At 70.9% G+C, this 19,787-nt stretch carries 15 protein-coding genes, 1 tRNA gene and 1 pseudogene; 6 read left to right on the forward strand and 11 right to left on the reverse strand.

The window, feature by feature from the left end; genetic code table 11:
* Positions 1 to 39: 39 nt before the first annotated feature.
* A complete protein-coding gene (locus J5X75_RS06485; protein ID WP_208466361.1) occupies positions 40 to 1,050 on the reverse strand; it encodes a hypothetical protein in 1,011 nt (336 codons plus the stop codon).
* Positions 1,051 to 1,184: 134 nt separating this feature from the next.
* A complete protein-coding gene (locus J5X75_RS06490) occupies positions 1,185 to 1,799 on the reverse strand; it encodes an ANTAR domain-containing response regulator (RefSeq protein ID WP_204296434.1) in 615 nt (204 codons plus the stop codon).
* A 131-nt stretch (positions 1,800 to 1,930) separates the two neighbouring features.
* Here J5X75_RS06490 and J5X75_RS06495 point away from each other — a divergent pair.
* The 4 genes and pseudogenes from J5X75_RS06495 (at position 1,931) to J5X75_RS06505 (ending at position 3,716) form a co-directional block, all read left to right on the forward strand.
* A tRNA-Leu gene (locus J5X75_RS06495) sits at positions 1,931 to 2,006 on the forward strand.
* Positions 1,977 to 2,141: pseudogene (locus J5X75_RS45875) on the forward strand (hypothetical protein); the annotation flags it as partial. The gene J5X75_RS06495 and the pseudogene J5X75_RS45875, both read left to right, overlap by 30 nt.
* A 165-nt stretch (positions 2,142 to 2,306) precedes the next feature.
* On the forward strand, positions 2,307 to 2,786 hold the full coding sequence (locus J5X75_RS43990; protein WP_504739688.1) for a hypothetical protein: 480 nt from the start codon (positions 2,307 to 2,309) through the stop codon (positions 2,784 to 2,786).
* 177 nt (positions 2,787 to 2,963) lie between these two features.
* Complete coding sequence (locus tag J5X75_RS06505; protein WP_208466363.1) at positions 2,964 to 3,716, forward strand: hypothetical protein; 753 nt, start codon at positions 2,964 to 2,966, stop codon at positions 3,714 to 3,716.
* A gap of 6 nt (positions 3,717 to 3,722) precedes the next feature.
* Here J5X75_RS06505 and J5X75_RS06510 read toward each other — a convergent pair whose 3' ends face one another.
* The 4 genes from J5X75_RS06510 to gltB form a co-directional block, all read right to left on the reverse strand.
* The gene (locus J5X75_RS06510) at positions 3,723 to 4,592 is read right to left on the reverse strand and encodes an acyl-CoA thioesterase (protein WP_208466364.1); all 870 of its coding nucleotides are present in this window, start codon (positions 4,590 to 4,592) and stop codon (positions 3,723 to 3,725) included.
* A 2-nt stretch (positions 4,593 to 4,594) separates the two neighbouring features.
* A complete protein-coding gene (gene pyk, locus J5X75_RS06515) occupies positions 4,595 to 6,031 on the reverse strand; it encodes a pyruvate kinase (protein ID WP_208466365.1) in 1,437 nt (478 codons plus the stop codon).
* Positions 6,032 to 6,454: 423 nt separating this feature from the next.
* Positions 6,455 to 7,927 (reverse strand): glutamate synthase subunit beta, encoded by a 1,473-nt coding sequence (locus tag J5X75_RS06520; protein ID WP_208466366.1) that lies wholly within the window; start codon positions 7,925 to 7,927, stop codon positions 6,455 to 6,457.
* Positions 7,920 to 12,503, reverse strand: coding sequence for a glutamate synthase large subunit (gene gltB, locus J5X75_RS06525; protein WP_208466367.1), 4,584 nt, complete (start codon positions 12,501 to 12,503; stop codon positions 7,920 to 7,922). The genes J5X75_RS06520 and gltB overlap by 8 nt, the downstream gene beginning before the upstream one ends.
* A 163-nt stretch (positions 12,504 to 12,666) precedes the next feature.
* On the opposite strand from gltB, the gene J5X75_RS06530 reads away from it, so the two are divergent.
* A complete protein-coding gene (locus J5X75_RS06530; protein ID WP_208466368.1) occupies positions 12,667 to 13,539 on the forward strand; it encodes a GNAT family N-acetyltransferase in 873 nt (290 codons plus the stop codon).
* 404 nt (positions 13,540 to 13,943) lie between these two features.
* Here the strand turns inward: J5X75_RS06530 and J5X75_RS06535 are convergent, their stop codons facing one another.
* The 5 genes from J5X75_RS06535 to trpC all read right to left on the reverse strand — a co-directional run bounded on the left by J5X75_RS06535 (position 13,944) and on the right by trpC (position 19,120).
* Positions 13,944 to 15,131, reverse strand: a complete 1,188-nt coding sequence (locus tag J5X75_RS06535; RefSeq protein ID WP_208466369.1) for an FAD-dependent oxidoreductase — start codon at positions 15,129 to 15,131, stop codon at positions 13,944 to 13,946.
* Positions 15,132 to 15,136: 5 nt separating this feature from the next.
* Complete coding sequence (gene lgt / locus J5X75_RS06540) at positions 15,137 to 16,207, reverse strand: prolipoprotein diacylglyceryl transferase (RefSeq protein WP_208466370.1); 1,071 nt, start codon at positions 16,205 to 16,207, stop codon at positions 15,137 to 15,139.
* A gap of 77 nt (positions 16,208 to 16,284) precedes the next feature.
* Entirely contained in the window at positions 16,285 to 17,082 is a 798-nt protein-coding gene (gene trpA, locus J5X75_RS06545; RefSeq protein ID WP_208466371.1) for a tryptophan synthase subunit alpha, read from the reverse strand.
* The gene (gene trpB / locus J5X75_RS06550) at positions 17,079 to 18,320 is read right to left on the reverse strand and encodes a tryptophan synthase subunit beta (protein ID WP_208466372.1); all 1,242 of its coding nucleotides are present in this window, start codon (positions 18,318 to 18,320) and stop codon (positions 17,079 to 17,081) included. Before trpB ends, trpA begins: the two co-directional genes overlap by 4 nt.
* On the reverse strand, positions 18,317 to 19,120 hold the full coding sequence (gene trpC / locus J5X75_RS06555; RefSeq protein WP_208466505.1) for an indole-3-glycerol phosphate synthase TrpC: 804 nt from the start codon (positions 19,118 to 19,120) through the stop codon (positions 18,317 to 18,319). The genes trpB and trpC overlap by 4 nt, the downstream gene beginning before the upstream one ends.
* 388 nt (positions 19,121 to 19,508) lie before the next feature.
* Between trpC and J5X75_RS06560 the strand changes: the two genes are divergently transcribed.
* Positions 19,509 to 19,775, forward strand: coding sequence for a hypothetical protein (locus J5X75_RS06560; RefSeq protein WP_208466373.1), 267 nt, complete (start codon positions 19,509 to 19,511; stop codon positions 19,773 to 19,775).
* Positions 19,776 to 19,787 lie beyond the last annotated feature (12 nt).

Here is a 19,787-nt window from a genome sequence, read left to right on the forward strand (position 1 = left end):
GATCAGGCCCGGTACAGGCCTTCTCAATCATCAACACCGTTACGCTCCGATGTCCGCCGTGTAAACACGGCCAGTAACACCGTCATCAGCCACCAACACCGACCGGCCACCACCCACCGCCGCCGCCAAAGCCACCTCCGGCCGCGCACCCACCACCACCGGCGGCTCCACCCGCCCCCACGAGACACCACCGTCGGAGGACACCCACAGGGCGTACCCCACACCGTCACCCGCCGAGACCACCAGACGCGAACCCGCGACCACCACCGAGTGAACCCCCGACCAGGCACTCGGCCGCCACGAACCGAACGAACCCACCGGCCGCCACCGGCCCGACTCCAGCCGCCACACACCGAACACCGGACCCCGGAACCCCACCGCCACCGGCACGCCATCGACCAGCGCCACTCTATGCAACTCCTCGTATTCCGAGGAATCACCCTCAGCGACCAGGCGCTCCCACGACACCCCATCCACCGACCGCCAACCACACACATCCCGATCGATCCGGCCCGCCGGCAGACAACCACCCACCACCAACCAGCCCGAACCCACCCCCACACCGTCGAACGCCCACGTCTCCCCCGACACGTCCGACGCCAGACCGGCGACACGCTCCCGCAACGCGAACCGCGACGCATCACCCGACCACCACACCGCCGCACCCGACATCCGATTCCCCGAAATCAGGAAACCACCGTCACCCGCGTCCAACCGCGACACATTCATCGCCTGCGGACCGCCGTACAACTCGAACGGCGCCGGCAACTCCCGCAACACCCCATCCGCCGCCCGCAACCACGACGCCGTACGCGGATTCGCATGCGCGCCCCCACGCTTCCAGCCCACCGCCGCCAGACGGCCCGCCCGGCACGCCCCCATCACCAGCACACTGCGCTCGCCGTAATAACTCCGCGGCGCCACCGGAACCACCGACCACGACCGGCCGTCGACACTCGACCACACCGCCGGACGCGTCTCCCCCGCCGCATCCCGCACCGCACCCACCACGAACCAACCGTCCCCGCACCACACCGCCTCCCGCACCACCGGCACACCCCCAGAAGACGGCAGAGCCGCCTCCTGCCAGCCGAACGGCACAGGAGACGGCTCCGGAACAGCACCCGCGGAACAGCCCACCAGTAGAAGCGACAACACCCCCGCCAGCAACCTGCCCACACGTCTCATCTCGGCGGATCAGCCTCCGCCTGCTGCTCGGCCAGAATCCGGTCAGCCACCTCACGCATCGTCATCCGATGATCCATCGCCGTCCGCTGAATCCACTTGAACGCCTGCGGCTCCGTCATCGCGTACTTCGTCATCAGCTCACCCTTGGCCCGCTCCACCGACTTCCGCGTCTCCAGACGCTCCGTCAGCCCCGCGACCTCCGACTCCAACGCCGAGATCTCCGAATACCGCGACAACGCGATCTCGATCGCCGGCACCAGATCCGACTTCTGAAACGGCTTCACCAGGTACGCCATCGCACCCGCCGCCCGCGCCCGCTCCACCAGATCACGCTGACTGAACGCCGTCAGAATCACCACCGGCGCGATCCGCCCACCCGCGATCCGCTCCGCCGCCGCCAGACCGTCCATGATCGGCATCTTGATGTCGAGGATCACCAGATCCGGCTTCAGGTCCTCGGCCAGGCGCACGGCGGTCTCACCGTCGCCCGCCTCCCCGACCACGTCATAGCCCTCCTCGACGAGCATCTCGGCGAGGTCCAGTCGGATGAGGGCCTCGTCCTCGGCGATGAGCACCCGCTTGCGCTCGGCACCAGCCTGCGTGTCGGCCACGGAAACCCCTACCCCCAGAACGTCGATGTCGCGACACCCGGGTATCTGGGTGTCGCCGCCCTAAGCCTAGTGGGTAGGCTGTCGAGTGCTCGGGTTGGCGTGACCTAACTTGCGCCCGCCTGATGATGCTCGTCCGCGTAGCCCAACGGCAGAGGCAATGCTCTCAAACAGCATCAAGTGTGGGTTCGAATCCCACCGCGGACACCAATAAACGAGCCGACCATCACGGGGAGGCGCGGAATCCACTCCCCTCATCTGCGCATTGCCGCGCTCGAGATGCATGCCGCTGGAGTTCCTTTTTCGGAGATTCACCGGAAACTGGGGCTGTCCCGTAATACGGTCGCGTGCTGGCTCTACAGCAAACGCGCGCGGACGTCGCAGATCGATCGGCGTTGCTGGCGATGTGACCACCCGCCGCGGAGACCCGACGACGTCGCGTCATATTGCTACCTCCTGGGCCAGTACCTGGGAGACGGCCATCTCCTGACAACCCAGCGCGTCCCGCTGCTGACGGTCGCGTGCGACAACCGGTACCTCGGACTGATTCATGAAGTGACCCACGCCATGACGGCCTGCGGTGTGCGCACCGTCGGCTATCAGGAAAAGCCGGGCTGCATCAGCGTTCGCGCACATTGGACGCACTGGCCCTGCCTTCTCCCGCAACACGGCCCGGGAGCCAAACACCGGCGGGAGATCGTCCTCACCGATTGGCAGAGGGAATTCGTCGGCGAACATCCGGGGCGCCTCGTCCGCGGGCTGTTCCATTCCGACGGCAGCCGATTCATCAACCGGGTAATCGCCCGGGGAAGGCCGTATCGGTACCCACGTTACAACTTCGTTAATGAATCCGTGGACATCATGCGGATCTGCCAGGAGGCGCTCGACCGGCTCGGGATCGAGTGGCGGATGGCGCGGCGCAACACTCTCTCGGTGGCCCGGCGGGGCGCGGTGGCGCGGCTGGACGAGTTCGTCGGGCCCAAGTGGTGACGTCGCTTACGCCGTACCATCTGATGGTTTTGATCTTGGTCTGAATCTTCCGAACGCCGGGTCGTGGGGTGCGCCGGATGCTGTCATGGCAGGGACAGCTTCAGCGCGGGAGGCCTCATGTTGTGGTCCGGTTCTTCGCCTTCGACCGTCGAGCGCAAGAGCATATGGCGCTGGTTGATGGTCGCGGGCGCGGTGTGGTTGGCGATCGGCTGGACGATGTTGCGGCTGGATCCGGTGAGTGTGGCGGCGGTGGCGGGTCCGGTGGTGTTGTTCGGCGCGCTGTGTGAGCTGGTCCGGGCGCTGGCGGGGACGCGGATGTGGTGGTTGAACGCGGGTCTGGCGGCGTTGTTCACGGTGACGGCCGGCTTGTTGGCGACGCTTCCGTTCTGGTCGTTCATGACGGCGGCGGCGCTGGTGGGCTGGTATCTGATGGTGCGCGGCGTGTTGGACATCGCGGTGGGGGTGATGACCCGGGGTTCGGATCGGGTGTGGAGCCTGCTGGTGGTGGTGGGCGTGCTGGAGACGGGGCTGGGGTTCTTCGCGGCGAGCCCGTTCGCGCGGTCGGCGCGTCTGGTGATGGTGGTGCTGGGTGCGCTGGGTGTGTTGCGTGCGGTGGCGGAGTTGGTGACGGCGTTGCGGTTGCGTGAGGTGGCCGGGCCGCGGCGGGATGTGCTGAGGTGGCCGGCTGAGCCGGATGCCGCGTCGCGGGGTTATGCGGCGGGTGTGTCGGATGTGGAGGATGCGCCGCGGCCGGTGGCGCGGCATCGGGCGCGGCCGGGTGGTTCGGCGGTGACGGCGGTGCCGGTGGGGGTGTTCGGCGGGCGGTCGGGGGAGGGTTTTCCGGACCGGATGGTGCGGACGACCGCTGATCTGGACGCGATCCTGGTGGAGGCGGGGGTGTCGCGGCCGGAGTCGGAGGGCTCCGAGTAGGGGGGTTCAGCCGCCGATGCGGCGGAGGAGTCCTTCTTGGACGGCGCTGGCGATGTGGCGTCCGTCGCGGGTGAACATGCTGCCGTTGGCGAGGCCGCGGGCGCCGCTGGCGTTGGGGCTGGCGCTGTCGTAGAGGAACCATTCGTCGGCGCGGAAGGGCCGGTGGAACCAGAGGGCGTGGTCGAGGCTGGCGCCGATGACGCCGCCGGGGCCCCAGACTTCGCCGTGGGTGGAGAGGACGGCGTCGAGCAGGCTCATGTCGCTGGCGTAGGTGAGGGCGCAGGCGTGGATGAGCGGGTCGTCGGGGAGTTTGCCGTCGAGGCGCATCCAGACGCGTTGCTGGGGTTGGATGTCGCGGTCGCCGGGTGGGACCCAGCCGGGGACGCCGACGTAGCGGACGTCGACGGAGCGTGGTGAGTTCTTGAACATGGCCATCCGCTCGGGGTATTTCTCGGCCCAGTGCAGGATGGTGGGGACGTCTTCGGGTGGGGGGACGTCGTCGGGTGCGGGGGTGTGGTGGTCGAGGCCTTCTTCGGGGATCTGGAAGGAGGCGGACATGAAGAAGATGGTTTTGCCGTGTTGTCTGGCGGTGGAGCGGCGGACGGAGAAGCTGCGGCCGTCGCGGATGTTCTCGACGTGGAAGGTGATGGGTTCGGTGGGGTCGCCGGCGCGGACGAAGTAGCCGTGGAGGCTGTGGACGTGCCGGGTGGGGTCGACGGTGCGGCCGGCGGCGACCAGCGCCTGTCCGGCGACTTGGCCGCCGAACACGCGCTGGGCTCCGGTTTGTGGGCTTTCGCCCTGGAAGGTGGCCGCGTCGACCCGCTTGAGGTCGAGGAGCTCGAGGAGCTGGTCGACGGCGGCCTGTCCCTGGATCAAGGTCACACCTTGGCGGCGTCGACGAGCGAGCCGATCTGGTGGACGCGGAGGGTGTTGGTGGAGCCGGGGGCGTTGGGCGGGGAGCCGGCCACGACGACGACGTAGTCGCCGGGCTTGGCCAGGCCCATGCTGAGCATCTTGGCGTCGACCTGGCGGAACATGTCGTCGGTGTGTTCGACGAAGTCGGTGAGGAAGGTTTCGACGCCCCAGCTGAGGGCGAGGGTGTTGCGGACCTCGGACACCGGGGTGAAGGCGTAGAGCGGCAGGTCGCAGTGCAGGCGGGCGAGGCGCTTGACGGTGTCGCCGGTCTGGGAGAAGGCGACGAGGGCCTTGGCGCCGATGTTGCGGGCGATCTGGCTGGCGGCGACGGTGAGGGCGCCGCCGTGGGTGCGCGGGTCGTGCTGGAGGCGCGGGACGCCCATGGCGCCGGCTTCGGTGGTGGTGACGATCTTCGCCATGGTGCTGACGGTGAGGACCGGGTATTTGCCGACCGAGGTCTCGCCGGAGAGCATGACGGCGTCGGTGCCGTCGAGGACGGCGTTGGCGACGTCGGAGGCCTCGGCGCGGGTGGGCCGCGAGTTCTCGATCATGGAGTCGAGCATCTGGGTGGCGACGATGACCGGTTTGGCGTTCTCGCGGCAGAGCTGGACGGCGCGCTTCTGGACCAGGGGGACCTGGTCGAGGGGGAGTTCGACGCCGAGGTCGCCGCGGGCGACCATGACGCCGTCGAAGGCGAGGACGATGGCTTCGAGGTGGTCGACGGCCTCGGGCTTCTCGACCTTGGCGATGACGGGGACGCGGCGGCCCTCCTCGTCCATGATCTTGTGGACGAGGTCGATGTCCTCGGGGGCGCGGACGAAGGAGAGGGCGACGAGGTCGACGCCGAGGCCGAGGGCGAAGCGGAGGTCCTCTTCGTCCTTGTCGCTGAGGGCGGGGACGCTGACGGCGACGTTGGGGAGGCTGACGCCCTTGTTGTTGCTGACCGGGCCGCCTTCGGTGACGAGGCAGTGGATGTCCTCGCCGTCGACGCCGGTGACCTCGATGGCGACCTTGCCGTCGTCGATGAGGAGGCGGTCGCCGACCTTGACCTCGTGCGGGAGTTTCTTGTAGGTGCAGCTGACGCGCTCTTTGGTGCCGAGGATCTCGTCGCTGGTGATGACGACGCGGTCGCCGGTCTCCCAGCGGTGCGGGCCGTCGGCGAACTTGCCGAGGCGGATCTTGGGGCCCTGGAGGTCGGCGAGGATGGCGACCGGGCGATCGGCCTGCTCGGCGGCGGCGCGGACCAGCTCGTACATCTCCCGGTGGTTTTCCCGGGTGTCGTGGCTGAAGTTCATCCGGGCCACGTTCATGCCCGCTTCCACCAGGCCGAGCATGCGCTCGGGTGACTTGGTGGCGGGGCCCATCGTGCAGACGATCTTTGCGCGGCGTGTCACGGCCATCAGGCTAATCCTTCTTTCGGGGTGGCCAGGCGGCCGACCCCCGTCATCGGCATGAACTGCGGGTGTCGACGGCGAGGTCAACCCGCTGTGGGCGGGTGCGCTGCGTCGTCCGCGGGCTTCAGCGACCGCCGGTTCAGCCTAGCGGTCGGCTTCGGGTGGTCGTCGGCACATGCCACAACCCCCTTGAGGGGTACGGGGCGCGCGTACCGTGGGCTGGGAAGACGACCTTGACGACAGTCATGCTCGTCGATGCCGGACGGGGTTGCGGCACCGGTTCGGGCGCGCCGGTCGCCCGAAAACCGCTCTTTGATCGACGTGCGCCATTGTGTCGACGGCCGGGCCGGGCATTAACGGCCGTTTTGGCCGGGGCGGCGAAAAGGCCCGCCACCGGTGTCGGTGACGGGCCTTTTCGGCGATTCGCTGTCAGGCGGACAACGGCTGCGAATCGGCGCGGACCGGGGCGGGCAACTCCCCGGCGGCACCGAGATAGGAGTGGATGGCCGCGGCGGCGGCGCGTCCCTCGGCGATCGCCCAGACGATGAGCGAGGCGCCCTTGTGCATGTCGCCGGCGACGAAGACGCCCTCGGCGGCGGTCTGCCAGCCCTGGTCGGCGTCGAGGACGTTGCGCCGGTTGCGGCTGATGCCGAACTGGGCGAGCAGCGGCTGGTCCTCGGTGCCCTCGAAGCCGATGGCGAGCAGGACGAGGTCGGCGCGCAGTTCCCGTTCGGTGCCGGGGGCGACGACGACGGTGCGGACGCCGTCGACGCGCTGGACGCTGACGTCGGCGATGCGCACCGCGACGAGGTTGCCGTCGGCGTCACCGACGAACTCCTGCACGGCGACGCCGAAGACCCGGTCGCCGCCCTCCTCGTGGGCGGCGTAGTTGCGCAGGATCAGCGGCCAGGTGGGCCACGGGTCCTTGACGCCGGCCCGGATGTCGGGCGGCAGCGGGTACTGGTCGAGCTGGGTGATCGACGCGGCGCCCTGGCGGTGGGCGACGCCGAGGCAGTCGGCGCCGGTGTCGCCGCCGCCGATGATGATGACGTGCTTGCCGTGCGCGTCGATCGGGGTGGAGTCCTGGAGGCCGGCGACGACCCGGTTGGCCGGAACGAGGTGTTCCATGGCCAGGTGCACGCCCTTCAGCCCCCGGCCGGGGGTCTCCGGGGTGTCGCGGCCGGCCAGGGCGCCGGCGGCGAGCAGCACGGCGTCGTAGCGTTCGCGCAGGTCGTCGGCGGTGATGTCGGTGCCGACGTCGACGCCGGTCTGGAACTCGACGCCCTCGGCGGACATCTGGGCGAGCCGCGCGTCGATGACGTGCTTCTCGATCTTGAAGTCCGGGATGCCGTAGCGGAGCAGGCCGCCGATGCGGTCGTCGCGCTCGTAGACGGTGACCGCGTGGCCGGCGCGGGCCAGCTGCTGGGCGGCGGCCAGGCCGGCCGGGCCGGAGCCGACGACCGCGACCGACTTGCCGGAGGCGGCCGGAGCCGGCTGCGGCCGGACGAAGCCGAGGTCGAACGCGTGGTTGGCGATCTCCACCTCGACCTGCTTGATGGTCACCGGGTCGTCGGCGATGCCGAGCACGCAGGCCGCCTCGCACGGCGCCGGGCAGAGCCGGCCGGTGAACTCGGGGAAGTTGTTGGTGGCGTGCAGCGAGTCGGCCGCGGCCTCCCACTGCTGGGTACGGACGAGGTCGTTCCAGTCCGGAATGCGGTTGCCCAGCGGGCAGCCGTCGTGGCAGAACGGGATGCCGCAGTCCATGCAACGGGTGGCCTGGTCGCGGATGAGTTCCTCGCCGGCGGGCGGGTAGACCTCTTTGTAGTCCAGGATGCGCACCGGCACCGGGCGGCGCTTCGGGAGCTGCCGCTGGTAGCGGAGGAAACCGTTAGGGTCAGGCACTGGTAACCCCCATGACCGCCTCGTCAACGTTGCGACCGGCGGCTTCGGCGGTCTTGATCAGTTCCATGACGCGCTTGTAGTCGCGCGGGACCACGGCGGTGAACCGCTCGACGGCGTTCGCCCAGTCCTTGAGCAGGCGCCCGGCGACGGCCGAGTCGGTCTCGGCGTGGTGCTTCTCGACGAGCGAGCGCAGCAGGTCGCGTTCGCCGTCGGTGAGCGGCGCGAGGTCGACGAGTTCCGGGTTGACCAGGTTCTGGTCGAGGTCGAGCAGGAACGCCTTGCCGCCGCTCATGCCGGCCGCGAAGTTGCGGCCGGTGGGGCCGAGCACGACCACGACACCGCCGGTCATGTACTCGCAGCCGTGGTCGCCGACGCCCTCGACGACCGCGTGGCCGCCGGAGTTGCGGACCGCGAACCGTTCGCCGACGCGGCCGCGCAGGAACAGTTCGCCGCTGGTGGCGCCGTACAGCAGGGTGTTGCCGGCGATGGTGTTCTCCTCCGCCGTGAACGGCGCGTCCTCGGCGGGGCGCACGATGACGCGGCCGCCGGAGAGGCCCTTGGCGACGTAGTCGTTGCTGTCGCCGATGAGCCGCAGGGTGACGCCGCGCGGCAGGAAGGCGCCGAACGAGTTGCCGCCGGTGCCGCGCAGGGTGAAGGAGATGGTGTCGTCGGGCAGGCCGTTGCCGCCGAAGCGGCGGCTGACCTCGCCGCCCAGCATGGCGCCGACGCTGCGCTGGTCGTTGCGGGTGGGCAGGTCGGCGTGGACCGGCAGGCCGTCGGTCAGGGCCGGCTGGGCCAGGGCGATGAGCTGGTTGTCCAGCGCCTGGTCGAGGCCGTGGTCCTGGGCGACGACGCCGCGGCGGGCGGCGCCCTCGGGCAGCTCCGGAACGTACAGGACCGGGGCCAGGTCGAGGCCCTTGGCCTTCCAGTGGTCGACGGCCTGGACCACGTTGAGGACCTCGGCGTGGCCGATGGCCTCGTCGATGCTGCGGAAGCCCAGCTCGGCCAGGATCTCGCGGACCTCTTCGGCGAGGAACATGAAGAAGTTCTCGACGAACTCCGGCTTGCCGGTGTAGCGCTCGCGCAGCACCGGGTTCTGGGTGGCGATGCCGACCGGGCAGGTGTCCAGGTGGCAGACGCGCATCATGATGCAGCCGGAGACGATCAGCGGAGCGGTCGCGAAACCGAACTCCTCGGCGCCGAGCAGCGCGGCGACGACCACGTCGCGGCCGGTCTTGAGCTGGCCGTCGACCTGCACGGTGACGCGGTCGCGGAGCTTGTTGAGCAGCAGCGTCTGCTGTGCCTCGGCCAGGCCCAGCTCCCACGGGGTGCCGGCGTGCTTGAGCGAGTTCAGCGGGGACGCGCCGGTGCCGCCGTCGTGGCCGGAGATCAGGATGACGTCGGCCTTGAGCTTGGCCACACCGGCGGCGACCGTGCCGACGCCGATCTCGCTGACCAGCTTGACGTGCACCCGCGACATCGGGTTGACCATCTTGAGGTCGTGGACCAGCTGGGCCAGGTCCTCGATGGAGTAGATGTCGTGGTGCGGCGGCGGTGAGATGAGGCCGACGCCCGGGGTGGCGTGCCGGGTCTTGGCGATCCACGGCCACACCTTGTTGCCGGGCAGCTGGCCGCCCTCGCCGGGCTTCGCGCCCTGCGCCATCTTGATCTGCAGGTCGTCGGCGTTGACCAGGTACTCGCTCGTCACACCGAACCGGCCGGAGGCGATCTGCTTGATCGCGGAACGGCGCTCCGGGTCGTAGAGGCGCTCGACGTCCTCGCCGCCCTCGCCGGTGTTCGACTTGGCGCCGAGCCGGTTCATGGCGACGGCCAGGGTCTCGTGCGACTCGGCGGAGATGGAGCCGTAGCTCATCGCGCCGGTGGAGAACCGCTTGACGATCTCGGCGGCCGGCTCGACCTCGTCGATCGGGACCGGGGTGCGGTCGGACGCGAAGCGGAACAGGCCACGCAGGTGACCGGCCGCGGCGGACAGCTCGTCGACCTTCTCGGTGTAGCGCTTGAAGACGTCGTACTGCTTGCTGCGGGTGGCGTGCTGGAGCAGGAAGACGGTCTCCGGGTTGAACAGGTGCAGTTCACCCTCGCGGCGCCACTGGTGCTCGCCGCCGACCTCGAGACGCCGGTGCGCCCGCTCGGCCCGGTTCGCCGGGTACGCCTTGTCGTGGCGGGCCTTGACCTCCTGGTGGATGCCGTCGAGGCCGACGCCGCCGATCCGGCCGGAGGTGCCGGCGAAGTAGCGCTGGAGCAGCTTGTTGTCCAGGCCGACGGCCTCGAACACCTGGGCGCCGCAGTACGACGACACGGTCGAGATGCCCATCTTGGACATGATCTTCAGGACGCCCTTGCCGAGCGCCTTGACGTAGTTGCGGACCGCCTTGCGCGGGTCGACGCCGACCAGGCCGCCGGTGGCGATCAGGTCGTCGACGCTCTCGAACGCCAGGTACGGGTTGACCGCGGCCGCGCCGTAGCCGATCAGCACGGCGGCGTGGTGCACCTCGCGGCAGTCGCCGGACTCGACGACCAGCGCCACCTGGGTACGCGTCTGCTCGCGCACCAGGTGCTGGTGGACCGCGGCGGTGAGCAGCAGCGACGGGATCGGCGCCAGGTCGGCGTTGGAGTCGCGGTCGGACAGCACGAGGATGCGCACGCCGTCCTCGATGGCCTCCGACACGTGCCGGCAGATCTGGGTGAGCCGGGCCTTGATGCCGGCCGCCCCGTCGCGCAGCGGGTACAGCCCGGAGACCCGGACCGCCTTGAAGCCGGGCAGGTCGCCGTCCTCGTCGATGGACAGGATCTTGGCGAGCTCGTCGTTGTCGATCACCGGGTACGGCAGGACGATCTGCCGGCAGCTGGCCGGGCCCGGGTCCAGCAGGTTCGCCTCCGGGCCGATGGTCGACGACAGGCTGGTCACCAGCTCCTCGCGGATGGCGTCCAGCGGCGGGTTCGTCACCTGGGCGAACAGCTGGTGGAAGTAGTCGAACAGCAGGCGCGGCCGGGTGGACAGCGGCGAGATCGGGGTGTCGGTGCCCATCGAGCCCAGCGGCTCGGCGCCGGTCCGCGCCATCGGCGCGACCAGGATCTTGAGCTCTTCCTCGGTGTAGCCGAACACCTGCTGGCGGCGGGTGACCGAGTCGTGGGTGTAGATGACGTGCTCGCGGGCGGGCAGGTCCGCCAGCTCGATCAGGCCGGCGTGCAGCCAGTCCGCGTACGGTTCGGCGGAGGCCAGCTCGGCCTTGATCTCGGCGTCGTGGACGATGCGGCCGGCCGCGGTGTCGACCAGGAACATCTTGCCCGGCTGGAGGCGGCCCTTGGCGACGACCTGCTGCGGCTCGAAGTCGATGACACCGGCCTCGGAACCCAGCACGACCAGGCCGTCGGCGGTGTGCCACCAGCGGCCCGGGCGCAGGCCGTTGCGGTCCAGGACGGCGCCGATGACGGTGCCGTCGGTGAACGCCACGGCGGCCGGGCCGTCCCACGGCTCCATCAGGCTCGCGTGGAAGCGGTAGAAGGCGCGGCGGGCCGGATCCATGTCCGGGTCGTTCTCCCACGCCTCGGGGATCATCATGAGCACCGAGTGCGGCAGGCTGCGGCCGGCCAGGTGCAGCAGCTCGAGGACCTCGTCGAAGCTGGCCGAGTCGGACGCCTCGGGCGAGTTGATCGGGAACAGCCGCTTGATGTTGCCCGGGATCCGCGGCGACGACAGCAGCGCCTCGCGGGCCGCCATCCAGTTCTTGTTGCCGCGGATCGTGTTGATCTCACCGTTGTGGGCGATCAGCCGGTACGGGTGCGCCAGCGGCCACGACGGGAACGTGTTGGTGGAGAACCGGGAGTGCACCAGCGCGATCGCGCTGTCCACCCGGTCGTCGGACAGCTCCGGGAAGAACGCCGGCAGCTGCTCCGGGGTGAGCATGCCCTTGTAGGTGACGGTCCGCGAGGACAGCGACGGGAAGTACGCCGGGACTCCGCGCTGGGAGGTCTCCCGCTCGGCCTGCTTGCGGATGCAGAACGCCACCCGGTCCAGCTCCAGCCCGGACAGCTGCTCGCCGGCGGGGCCGGCGGGCGCGTCGACGAGCCGGTGCGCGGCCAGGAACACCTGGCGGATCGCGGGGCGGGCGTCCTCGGCGGTGGCGCCCAGGTCGGACGGGTCGACCGGCACGTCCCGCCAGCCGAGCACCTCGCCGCCCTCGACGAGCACGTACTTCTCGAAGACCTTGATCGCACGGGCCGCATCGTCGGGGTCCGTGGGCAGGAAGACGAGACCGGTCGCGTAGTGACCGGCGGGCGGCAGCTCGAAGCCGGCGATCGCGCGGTAGTAGGCGTCCGGAACCTGGATCATGATGCCGGCGCCGTCACCGGTGTTCTGCTCGGCGCCGCGGGCGCCCCGGTGATCGAGCCGGATCAGCGCGGACAGACCCTTGGCCACCACATCGTGGGAGCGACGGCCGTGAATGTCGGCAACAAATGCGACACCACAGGCGTCTCGCTCCGACTGAGGGTCATAAAGCCCCTGGGGGTGCGGATATGCCACCGGGCCTCCTGTCGTCACTGGTGTTTCCATCTGAGGTCGGGACGACGTCGGCCCTGCAAAGTCTCTTGAGTCTACGTTAAGAGCCTCTGATCTCCGCCAGATGCGGATTGATCACACCTCGTACCGATCCTGCGCACCGATCGGCGGACGAACTGAATAGCACAGCAGGTGCATCGACCGGTAGTCTCGCGCGATGGCGCCAGTGGATTCCGGCCTCTTCGACCGACTCGAGCGGTTCTACGACGCTTTGCCCCGCCCCTGGGCGCGGGTCGAGGAGATCGGCACGCTGGTTCTCTTCGTCCGCGACGGTGAGGGCTGGCCCTACTATGCCCGCCCGGCGCGGGGTTCGCACACCCCTTCGGCAGCCGACCTCACCGCGGTCCGGCGCCGCCAGCGTGAGCTGGGGTTGCCGGAGACCTTCGAGTGGGTCCACGAGACCACGCCCGACCTGCTCGCGGTGGCCCGCTCGGCCGGGCTCGACGTGCTGCTCGCGCCGCTGCTGGTGCTCGATCCGGCGGCCCTGGTGCCGGACCTGCCGCTGCGCGGCGCCACCGCCCGGCTGCTCGATCCCGCCGCGCCCACGTTCGCTGCCGACCTGGGCGCCTCCCGGGCGGTGGCCCGGCTCGGCTTCGCCGCCCCGGCCTACCAGGCGCCCCTGGAGTCGGCGGAGAACGCGCTGCTCATCGAGGGTGCCGGCCCGGCCGAACGGGACGCCGCGGAGCCGCCCACCGCGGCGGCGGTGCGGCACGCCCGGGAGCTGGCCGCCACCGGCGACTTCGTGACGGTCGTGGCCGAGACGCCGGAGGAGGGCATCGTGGCGACCGCGACCAGCCAGCGCCGCGGGGACGTCGCCGAGATCGTCGGGGTGGCGACCCTGCCGTCGGCGCGGCGCCGCGGCTACGCCTCCCAGCTCACGGCCCTCCTCGCCGGGCGGCTGCTGGCCGGCGGGACGGACCTGGTGTTCCTCTCCGCGGGCGACGACGACGTGGCGCGGCTCTACACCAGGGTCGGTTTCCGGCGGGTCGGCACGGCCTGCATCGGCGAACCGGCCGCCGCGCCTCTCTGACGGTCAGCGCGAATCCCTCACACTTCCCACCATCTGGTACGCGGTAAGCAGTCTTGGCATGATCACCACTTACCGCGTGGAGCCTCCTGACCGCTCCGGGCCCAGGGAAACGACTGTTTCCAACAGATCACAGGGAATGTGAGATCTTCCACCTCCCGCGTCCTGCCATCTGAGCGTGCGACCCCGGCCGGCTCCGCGCGCCGGGCCCGGCCGGCTGTCAGTGCTGTCGGCGGCGCTGAAACAGCACTGACAGCCGGCCGCACCCACCGCTTCACGCCGGCGGGCGCGTCACGGCCGGGACCCGGCAGTGGCTCGCGGTGCGCCGCGAAACGGCGGGAAATGTGTTCGGGAACGCTCATACGCGTACCGGGAATAGGGGTTTCCCAGAAAGGGAGAGAAATCCCTCAGTCCGGTGGCGTCCAATCGGTGACCGGATCCAGATGGCGGCCCAGCATTCGCGGGCGCATGTGATTGAGCGCGGCGTCGCGGGCGCGCAGCGCGAGCCGGCCGCGGGCCTGGACCACCGCGGACATCCGCCGGTTCTGCCGGACCACCGTGGTGGTGCGCGGGCGGCGCACCCGGCTGTAGGACTCGACGGCCGCGATCAGCTCCCCGCCCGGCCCGGCCGTGGCGGTCAGCGAACGCAGCGTCGCCACGTCCTCGAACGCCAGGCACGCGCCCTGACCCAGATGGTGCGGCATCGCGTGGGCGGCGTCACCGATCAGCACCACCCCACCGGCGCCCGCGGCGAAACCGTAGGAGCGCGGCAACGGCCGCAGCTCCCGGACGCCCTGCGGAACCAGATCCTCCGGCCGGGTCGCGTCCAGCAGCGCGCCGACCGGCTCGTGCCAGCCGGCGAACCAGCGGCGCAACAGGGCCAGCTGAGTGGCCGGCGACTCGGGACGCGCCGCACCGGCGGCCGTCGCCACCCAGTAGACACCGCCCCGGCCGGCGGCGCGGTCACCGAGCGGGATCGCCACGAACCGGTAGCCGGCGCCGAGCGTCTCCCCGCCCAGGCTGCGGTCACCGTCCAGCCGCGGCACCCGGAACCCGGGGATGACCGCCTGCCAGGCGGCGAACCCGGAACCGACGGCCACCGCCTCGGGCGCCACCGCGGCACGGACCCGGCTGTCGATGCCGTCCGCACCGACCAGCAGATCCGCCTCGACCATGGTGCGGCCGTCGCCGACCGCGGGCCGCTGCCGCCGGCCCACCCGGACCGTGGTCGCCTCGAAACCGGTCCGGATCTCGGCGTCCCCGAGACCCGCGACCAGCGCGTCGAACAGATCCTCCAGGTGCACGACCGCCGGGGCCGGGCCGGCGCCCGGCCGGGACCGGGGCGCGACCAGCCACTGCCCGTCCGGGCGGCGCACGCCGCCGTCCGGCAGCGGCGACGCGATCGCGGTCCAGCCGCCGTCCGGATCCAGCGCCTCCAGAGCCCGCAGGCCGGTCGGCCAGAGCACCACGGCGGCCGGCGGCGCGGCCACCCGCTCCGCGCGTTCCAGCACGGTCACCCGCCAGCCGGACCTCGACAGCGCGCCCGCGGCGGCCAGGCCGGCCATCCCGGCGCCCACCACCACGGCCGTACGCATGAGGGTCAGCTCTCGTCGGACGAGGGGGTGTCGCCGGCCGTCGCCGACACCGCGTCGTTCTGCTCCACGGGCGGCAGGATGTGGGTGCGCTGGTACACCTCGAACCGCTCCCGGCTGACCACCTGGTAGGCGATCGGCATCTTGCGGGCGGCGTCCTTCGCGTCGCCGGACACGTCCACCTGCGAGACGTCGCTCGCCGGCGCCTCGGACGGCTCGGGGGCGGTCTCCGGGGCGTCGATCGGCACCACGTACTCGCGGGGGCCCTTCACCACGAGGAAGTAGATCAGCGCGCCGGCGAAGACGGCGACCGAGACGAACACGTTGAGACGGACGCCGAAGAAGGAGTTCGCCTCGTCGACGCGCAGCATCTCGATCCACAGGCGGCCGGCGGTGTAGGCCATCACGTACAGCGCGAAGGCCCGGCCACGGCCGAACTTGAACTTGCGGTCCAGCAGCCAGACCAGGGCGGCGACACCCAGGTTCCAGATCACCTCGTACGCGAACGTCGGGTGGTAGAGGTCCGGCTTCGTCACCGGCTCGCCGTCGATCACCGTGGCGTGGCCCGGGTTCGCCGAGTCCATCTCGTGCACCTCGAGGCCCCACGGCAGGGTGGTGACCTTCCCGTACAGCTCGTTGTTGAACCAGTTGCCGAACCGGCCGATCGCCTGCGCCACCGGCAGCGCGGGCGCGAGGGCGTCGGCGAACACGCTCAGCGGCAGGCCGATCTGGCGCGACGCGATCCAGGCGCCCACCGCGCCACCGGCGACCGCGCCCCAGATGCCGAGACCGCCCTCCCAGATATAGAGGGCCCGGATCGGGTCGCCGCCGGCGCCGAAATACTCCTGCGGGGAGGTGATCAGGTGGTAGATCCGGGCGCCGACGATGCCGAACGGCACCGCCCAGACCACCATGTCCAGCGAGGTCCACGGCGCCACCCCCCGGTGGCGCAGCCGCTGCTCCATCAACAGGGTCGCGACGACCATGCCGGCGATGATGCAGAGCGCGTACGCCCGGATCGGGAACCCGAGAAGGTGCCACACCGACTCGGTGGGACTGGGGATGGCGGCGATGTTCACGGGTGCACACGCTACCGCTGGAGAACCGATATGGGATGCCCAGGGCACCGGCTATTTCCGGCCGGTGCCCTGTTCGCTCAGCGGTCCCGGACCCCGTCGGCCAGTTCGGCGCTCAGGGCACGCAGATCACGCAGACCGGCGGCCCGGTCGGGCGCCTCCAGCACGCACCGGATCAGGGCGCTGCCCACGATCACGCCGTCGGCGAAGGCGGCCACCTCGGCGGCCTGCCTGCCGTTGCCGACGCCCAGGCCGACACCGACCGGCATCTCCGGGTCGATCGACCGGATCCGGGCGACCAGCTCGGGCGCCTGCGAGGACACCGCCTTGCGGGCGCCGGTGACGCCCATCAGCGCGGTGGCGTAGACGAAGCCCCGGCAGTTCTCCAGGGTCATCGCGATCCGCTCGTCGGTCGACGACGGCGCCACCAGGAACGTCCGGTCGATCCGGTGGGCGTCGGACGCGGCGATCCACTCGGCCGCCTCGTCCGGGATCAGGTCCGGCGTGATCAGACCGGTGGCCCCGGCCGCGGCCAGATCCCGGGCGAACGCGTCGACACCGTACTTCTCGATCGGGTTCCAGTAGGTCATCAGCACGACCGTGGCGCCCGCGGACGCCACCGCCTCGATGATCTTCAAGGTGTCCCGGGTGCGGACGCCGTTGGCGAGCGCGATGTCGCTGGCCCGCTGGATGACCGGGCCGTCCATCACCGGGTCCGAGTACGGCAGCTCGACCTCGATCACGTCGCAGCCGGCCTCGTGCATCGCGATCATCTGCTCGATGCTGTGCTCGACCGTCGGGAACCCGGCCGGCATGCAGCCGACCAGCACCGAGCGGTTCTCCGCCTTCGCCTTCGCGAACGTCTGCGCGATACTCACGTGTTCTCCCCCGGTACGACCGTCTCCACCTGGTCCAGCAGGCCGAAGTAGGCGCCGGCGGTGTGCACGTCCTTGTCGCCGCGACCGGACAGGTTCACCACGATCGTCGGGGTCCGGCCGAGTTCCTCGCGCAACCGCGGGGCGATCTTCGCGGCGCCGGCCAGGGCGTGCGAGCTCTCGATCGCCGGGATGATCCCCTCGGTACGGCAGAGCAGCTGGAACGCGCTCATGGCCTCGGCGTCGGTGACCGGCTCGTAGACCGCCCGGCCGGTGTCGTGCAGCCAGGCGTGCTCCGGGCCGACACCCGGGTAGTCCAGGCCCGCCGAGATCGAATGCGACTCGATGGTCTGGCCGTCGTCGTCCTGCAGCAGGTAGGTGCGGTTGCCGTGCAGCACGCCGACCGACCCACCGGTGATCGACGCCGCGTGCCGGCCGGTCTCCACCCCGTCGCCGCCGGCCTCGAAGCCGTACAGCCGGACACTCTCGTCGGGCACGAAGGCGTGGAAGATGCCGATCGCGTTCGACCCGCCGCCCACGCAGGCGGCCACCGCGTCCGGCAGCCGGCCGAGCTGCTCCAGGCACTGGGCCCGGGCCTCGACGCCGATGCCGCCCACGAAGTCGCGCACCAGCTCCGGGAACGGGTGCGGCCCGGCCGCCGTCCCGAGCAGGTAGTGGGTGGTCTCGACGGTGGAGACCCAGTCGCGCAGCGCCTCGTTGAGCGCGTCCTTCAGGGTGCGGGAGCCGTTGGTCACCGGGATCACGGTCGCGCCCAGCATCCGCATCCGGGCCACGTTCAGCGCCTGCCGCTGGGTGTCGGTCTCGCCCATGTAGACGACGCACTCCAGGTCCAGCAGGGCGGCCGCGGTCGCGCTGGCCACGCCGTGCTGGCCGGCGCCGGTCTCGGCGATCACCCGGGGCTTGCCCATCCGCTTGGCGAGCAGCGCCTGGCCCAGCACGTTGCGCACCTTGTGCGCGCCGGTGTGGTTCAGGTCCTCCCGCTTCAGCAGGATCTCCGCGCCCAGCGCCTCGGACAGCCGGGGCGCCCGGTACAGCAGCGACGGCACGGCCGCGTAGTTGAGCAGCAGATCCTGGAAGCGGGCCTGGAACTCCGGGTCCCGCTTCGCCGACCGGTACGCCGCGTCCAGCTCGTCCAGCGCCTTGATCAGCGCCTCGGGCACGAACCGTCCGCCGAACCGGCCGAAGTGCCCGGCCAGGTCCGGCAGGCTCGGCGCGCTCACCGCACCGGCCTCGGGGTCGCCGGGTGGTTGCCGGCGTTGACCAGCTCGGCCACCGCGTCGCGCGGCGACTTCTGCGTCACCAGACCCTCACCGACCAGCACCGCGTCGGCGCCGGCCGACGCGTACCGGATCAGGTCGTGCGGGCCGCGCACCCCGGACTCGGCGATCTTCACGACGTTCTGCGGAAGTCCGGGCGCGATGCGCTCGAACACCGACCGGTCCACCTGGAGGGTGCGCAGGTCCCGGGCGTTGACGCCGATGACCTTCGCGTTCGCCTCCAGCGCCCGATCCGCCTCCTCCTCGTTGTGCACCTCGACGAGGGCCGTCATGCCCAGCGACTCGATGCGCTCGAGGAGGCCGACCAGAACGTTCTGCTCCAGTGCGGCGACGATCAGCAGGACCAGGTCGGCGCCGTGCGCGCGGGCCTCGTGCACCTGGTAGCTGGAGACCACGAAGTCCTTGCGCAGGACCGGGATCCGGACCGCGGCACGAACCGCGGCGAGGTCGTCGAGCGAGCCCCCGAACCAGCGGCCCTCGGTGAGGACGCTGATGCAGCGGGCGCCGCCGGCCGCGTACTCCCCGGCCAGCTCGGCCGGGTCGGGGATGTCGGCGAGCGCGCCCTTGGACGGCGACGCCCGCTTCACCTCGGCGATCACCGCCACTCCGGGCTTGCGCAACGCCGCGTACGCGTCGATCGCGGGCGGCGCCGCCGCCGCGAGCTCGCGCACCCTCTCCAGGGGCATCGCCGCCTGCCGCGCCGCCACGTCCTCCCGGACGCCGGCGAGGATCTCCTCGAGCACGTTCTGCGAAGCCGCTCCGCGAGCGGGTCCGCCACCGCCCGCTTCCGCCTGATCGGATGTCACCTAATGACTCCCCTCTCCGGGTGTCTTCGGCCTGATGCTAGGAGGTGACAGGGTGTGACGGCCTCCTGGGGGTATGGCGCGCCTCACGGAATGGACTGCGGCATAATGCCAGGCTGCCCGGCGCCGATGTCTCATCCCTCACATGGTGACGCCGCTCGCGCCCCGCTGTGCTGGGGCACTTCCACCGTTCGGCCGATGCCACTCCGCGTTGACACGGGTGTCACCGTGCGGAAATAGGACTCGGCCATCATGTGACTCGGGCAGACTTGTCCCGGCGCCGTCAGGACGCCGTCAGCCAGCCGGACGATTGATGCGGAGTCGACCCATGGCCACCGACATGCTGAACCAGCCGATGAATTTCGCCGCCGTCTCACGGGTCCTGGTGTCCGTCGCGGCCGAGGTCGCCACCGGGGTGCAGCGCGCCGTCGTCGGATCGGACAACGTGCGGACCGCGCGCGACAACGCGTGGGACGCCATCCAGGCCGACCGGGCCCGGGCCGCCGCCCGCGCGGAGACCGCCCGCGCGGTCGCCGCCATGATCGCCACCCGTCCGGCCGCCCGGCCCCGCCGCGCCCGCTCGCTCGCCGTCTGACCCGACTCTTCC

This window comes from Actinoplanes flavus (genome assembly GCF_017592555.1).
GTDB lineage: Bacteria > Actinomycetota > Actinomycetes > Mycobacteriales > Micromonosporaceae > Actinoplanes > Actinoplanes flavus.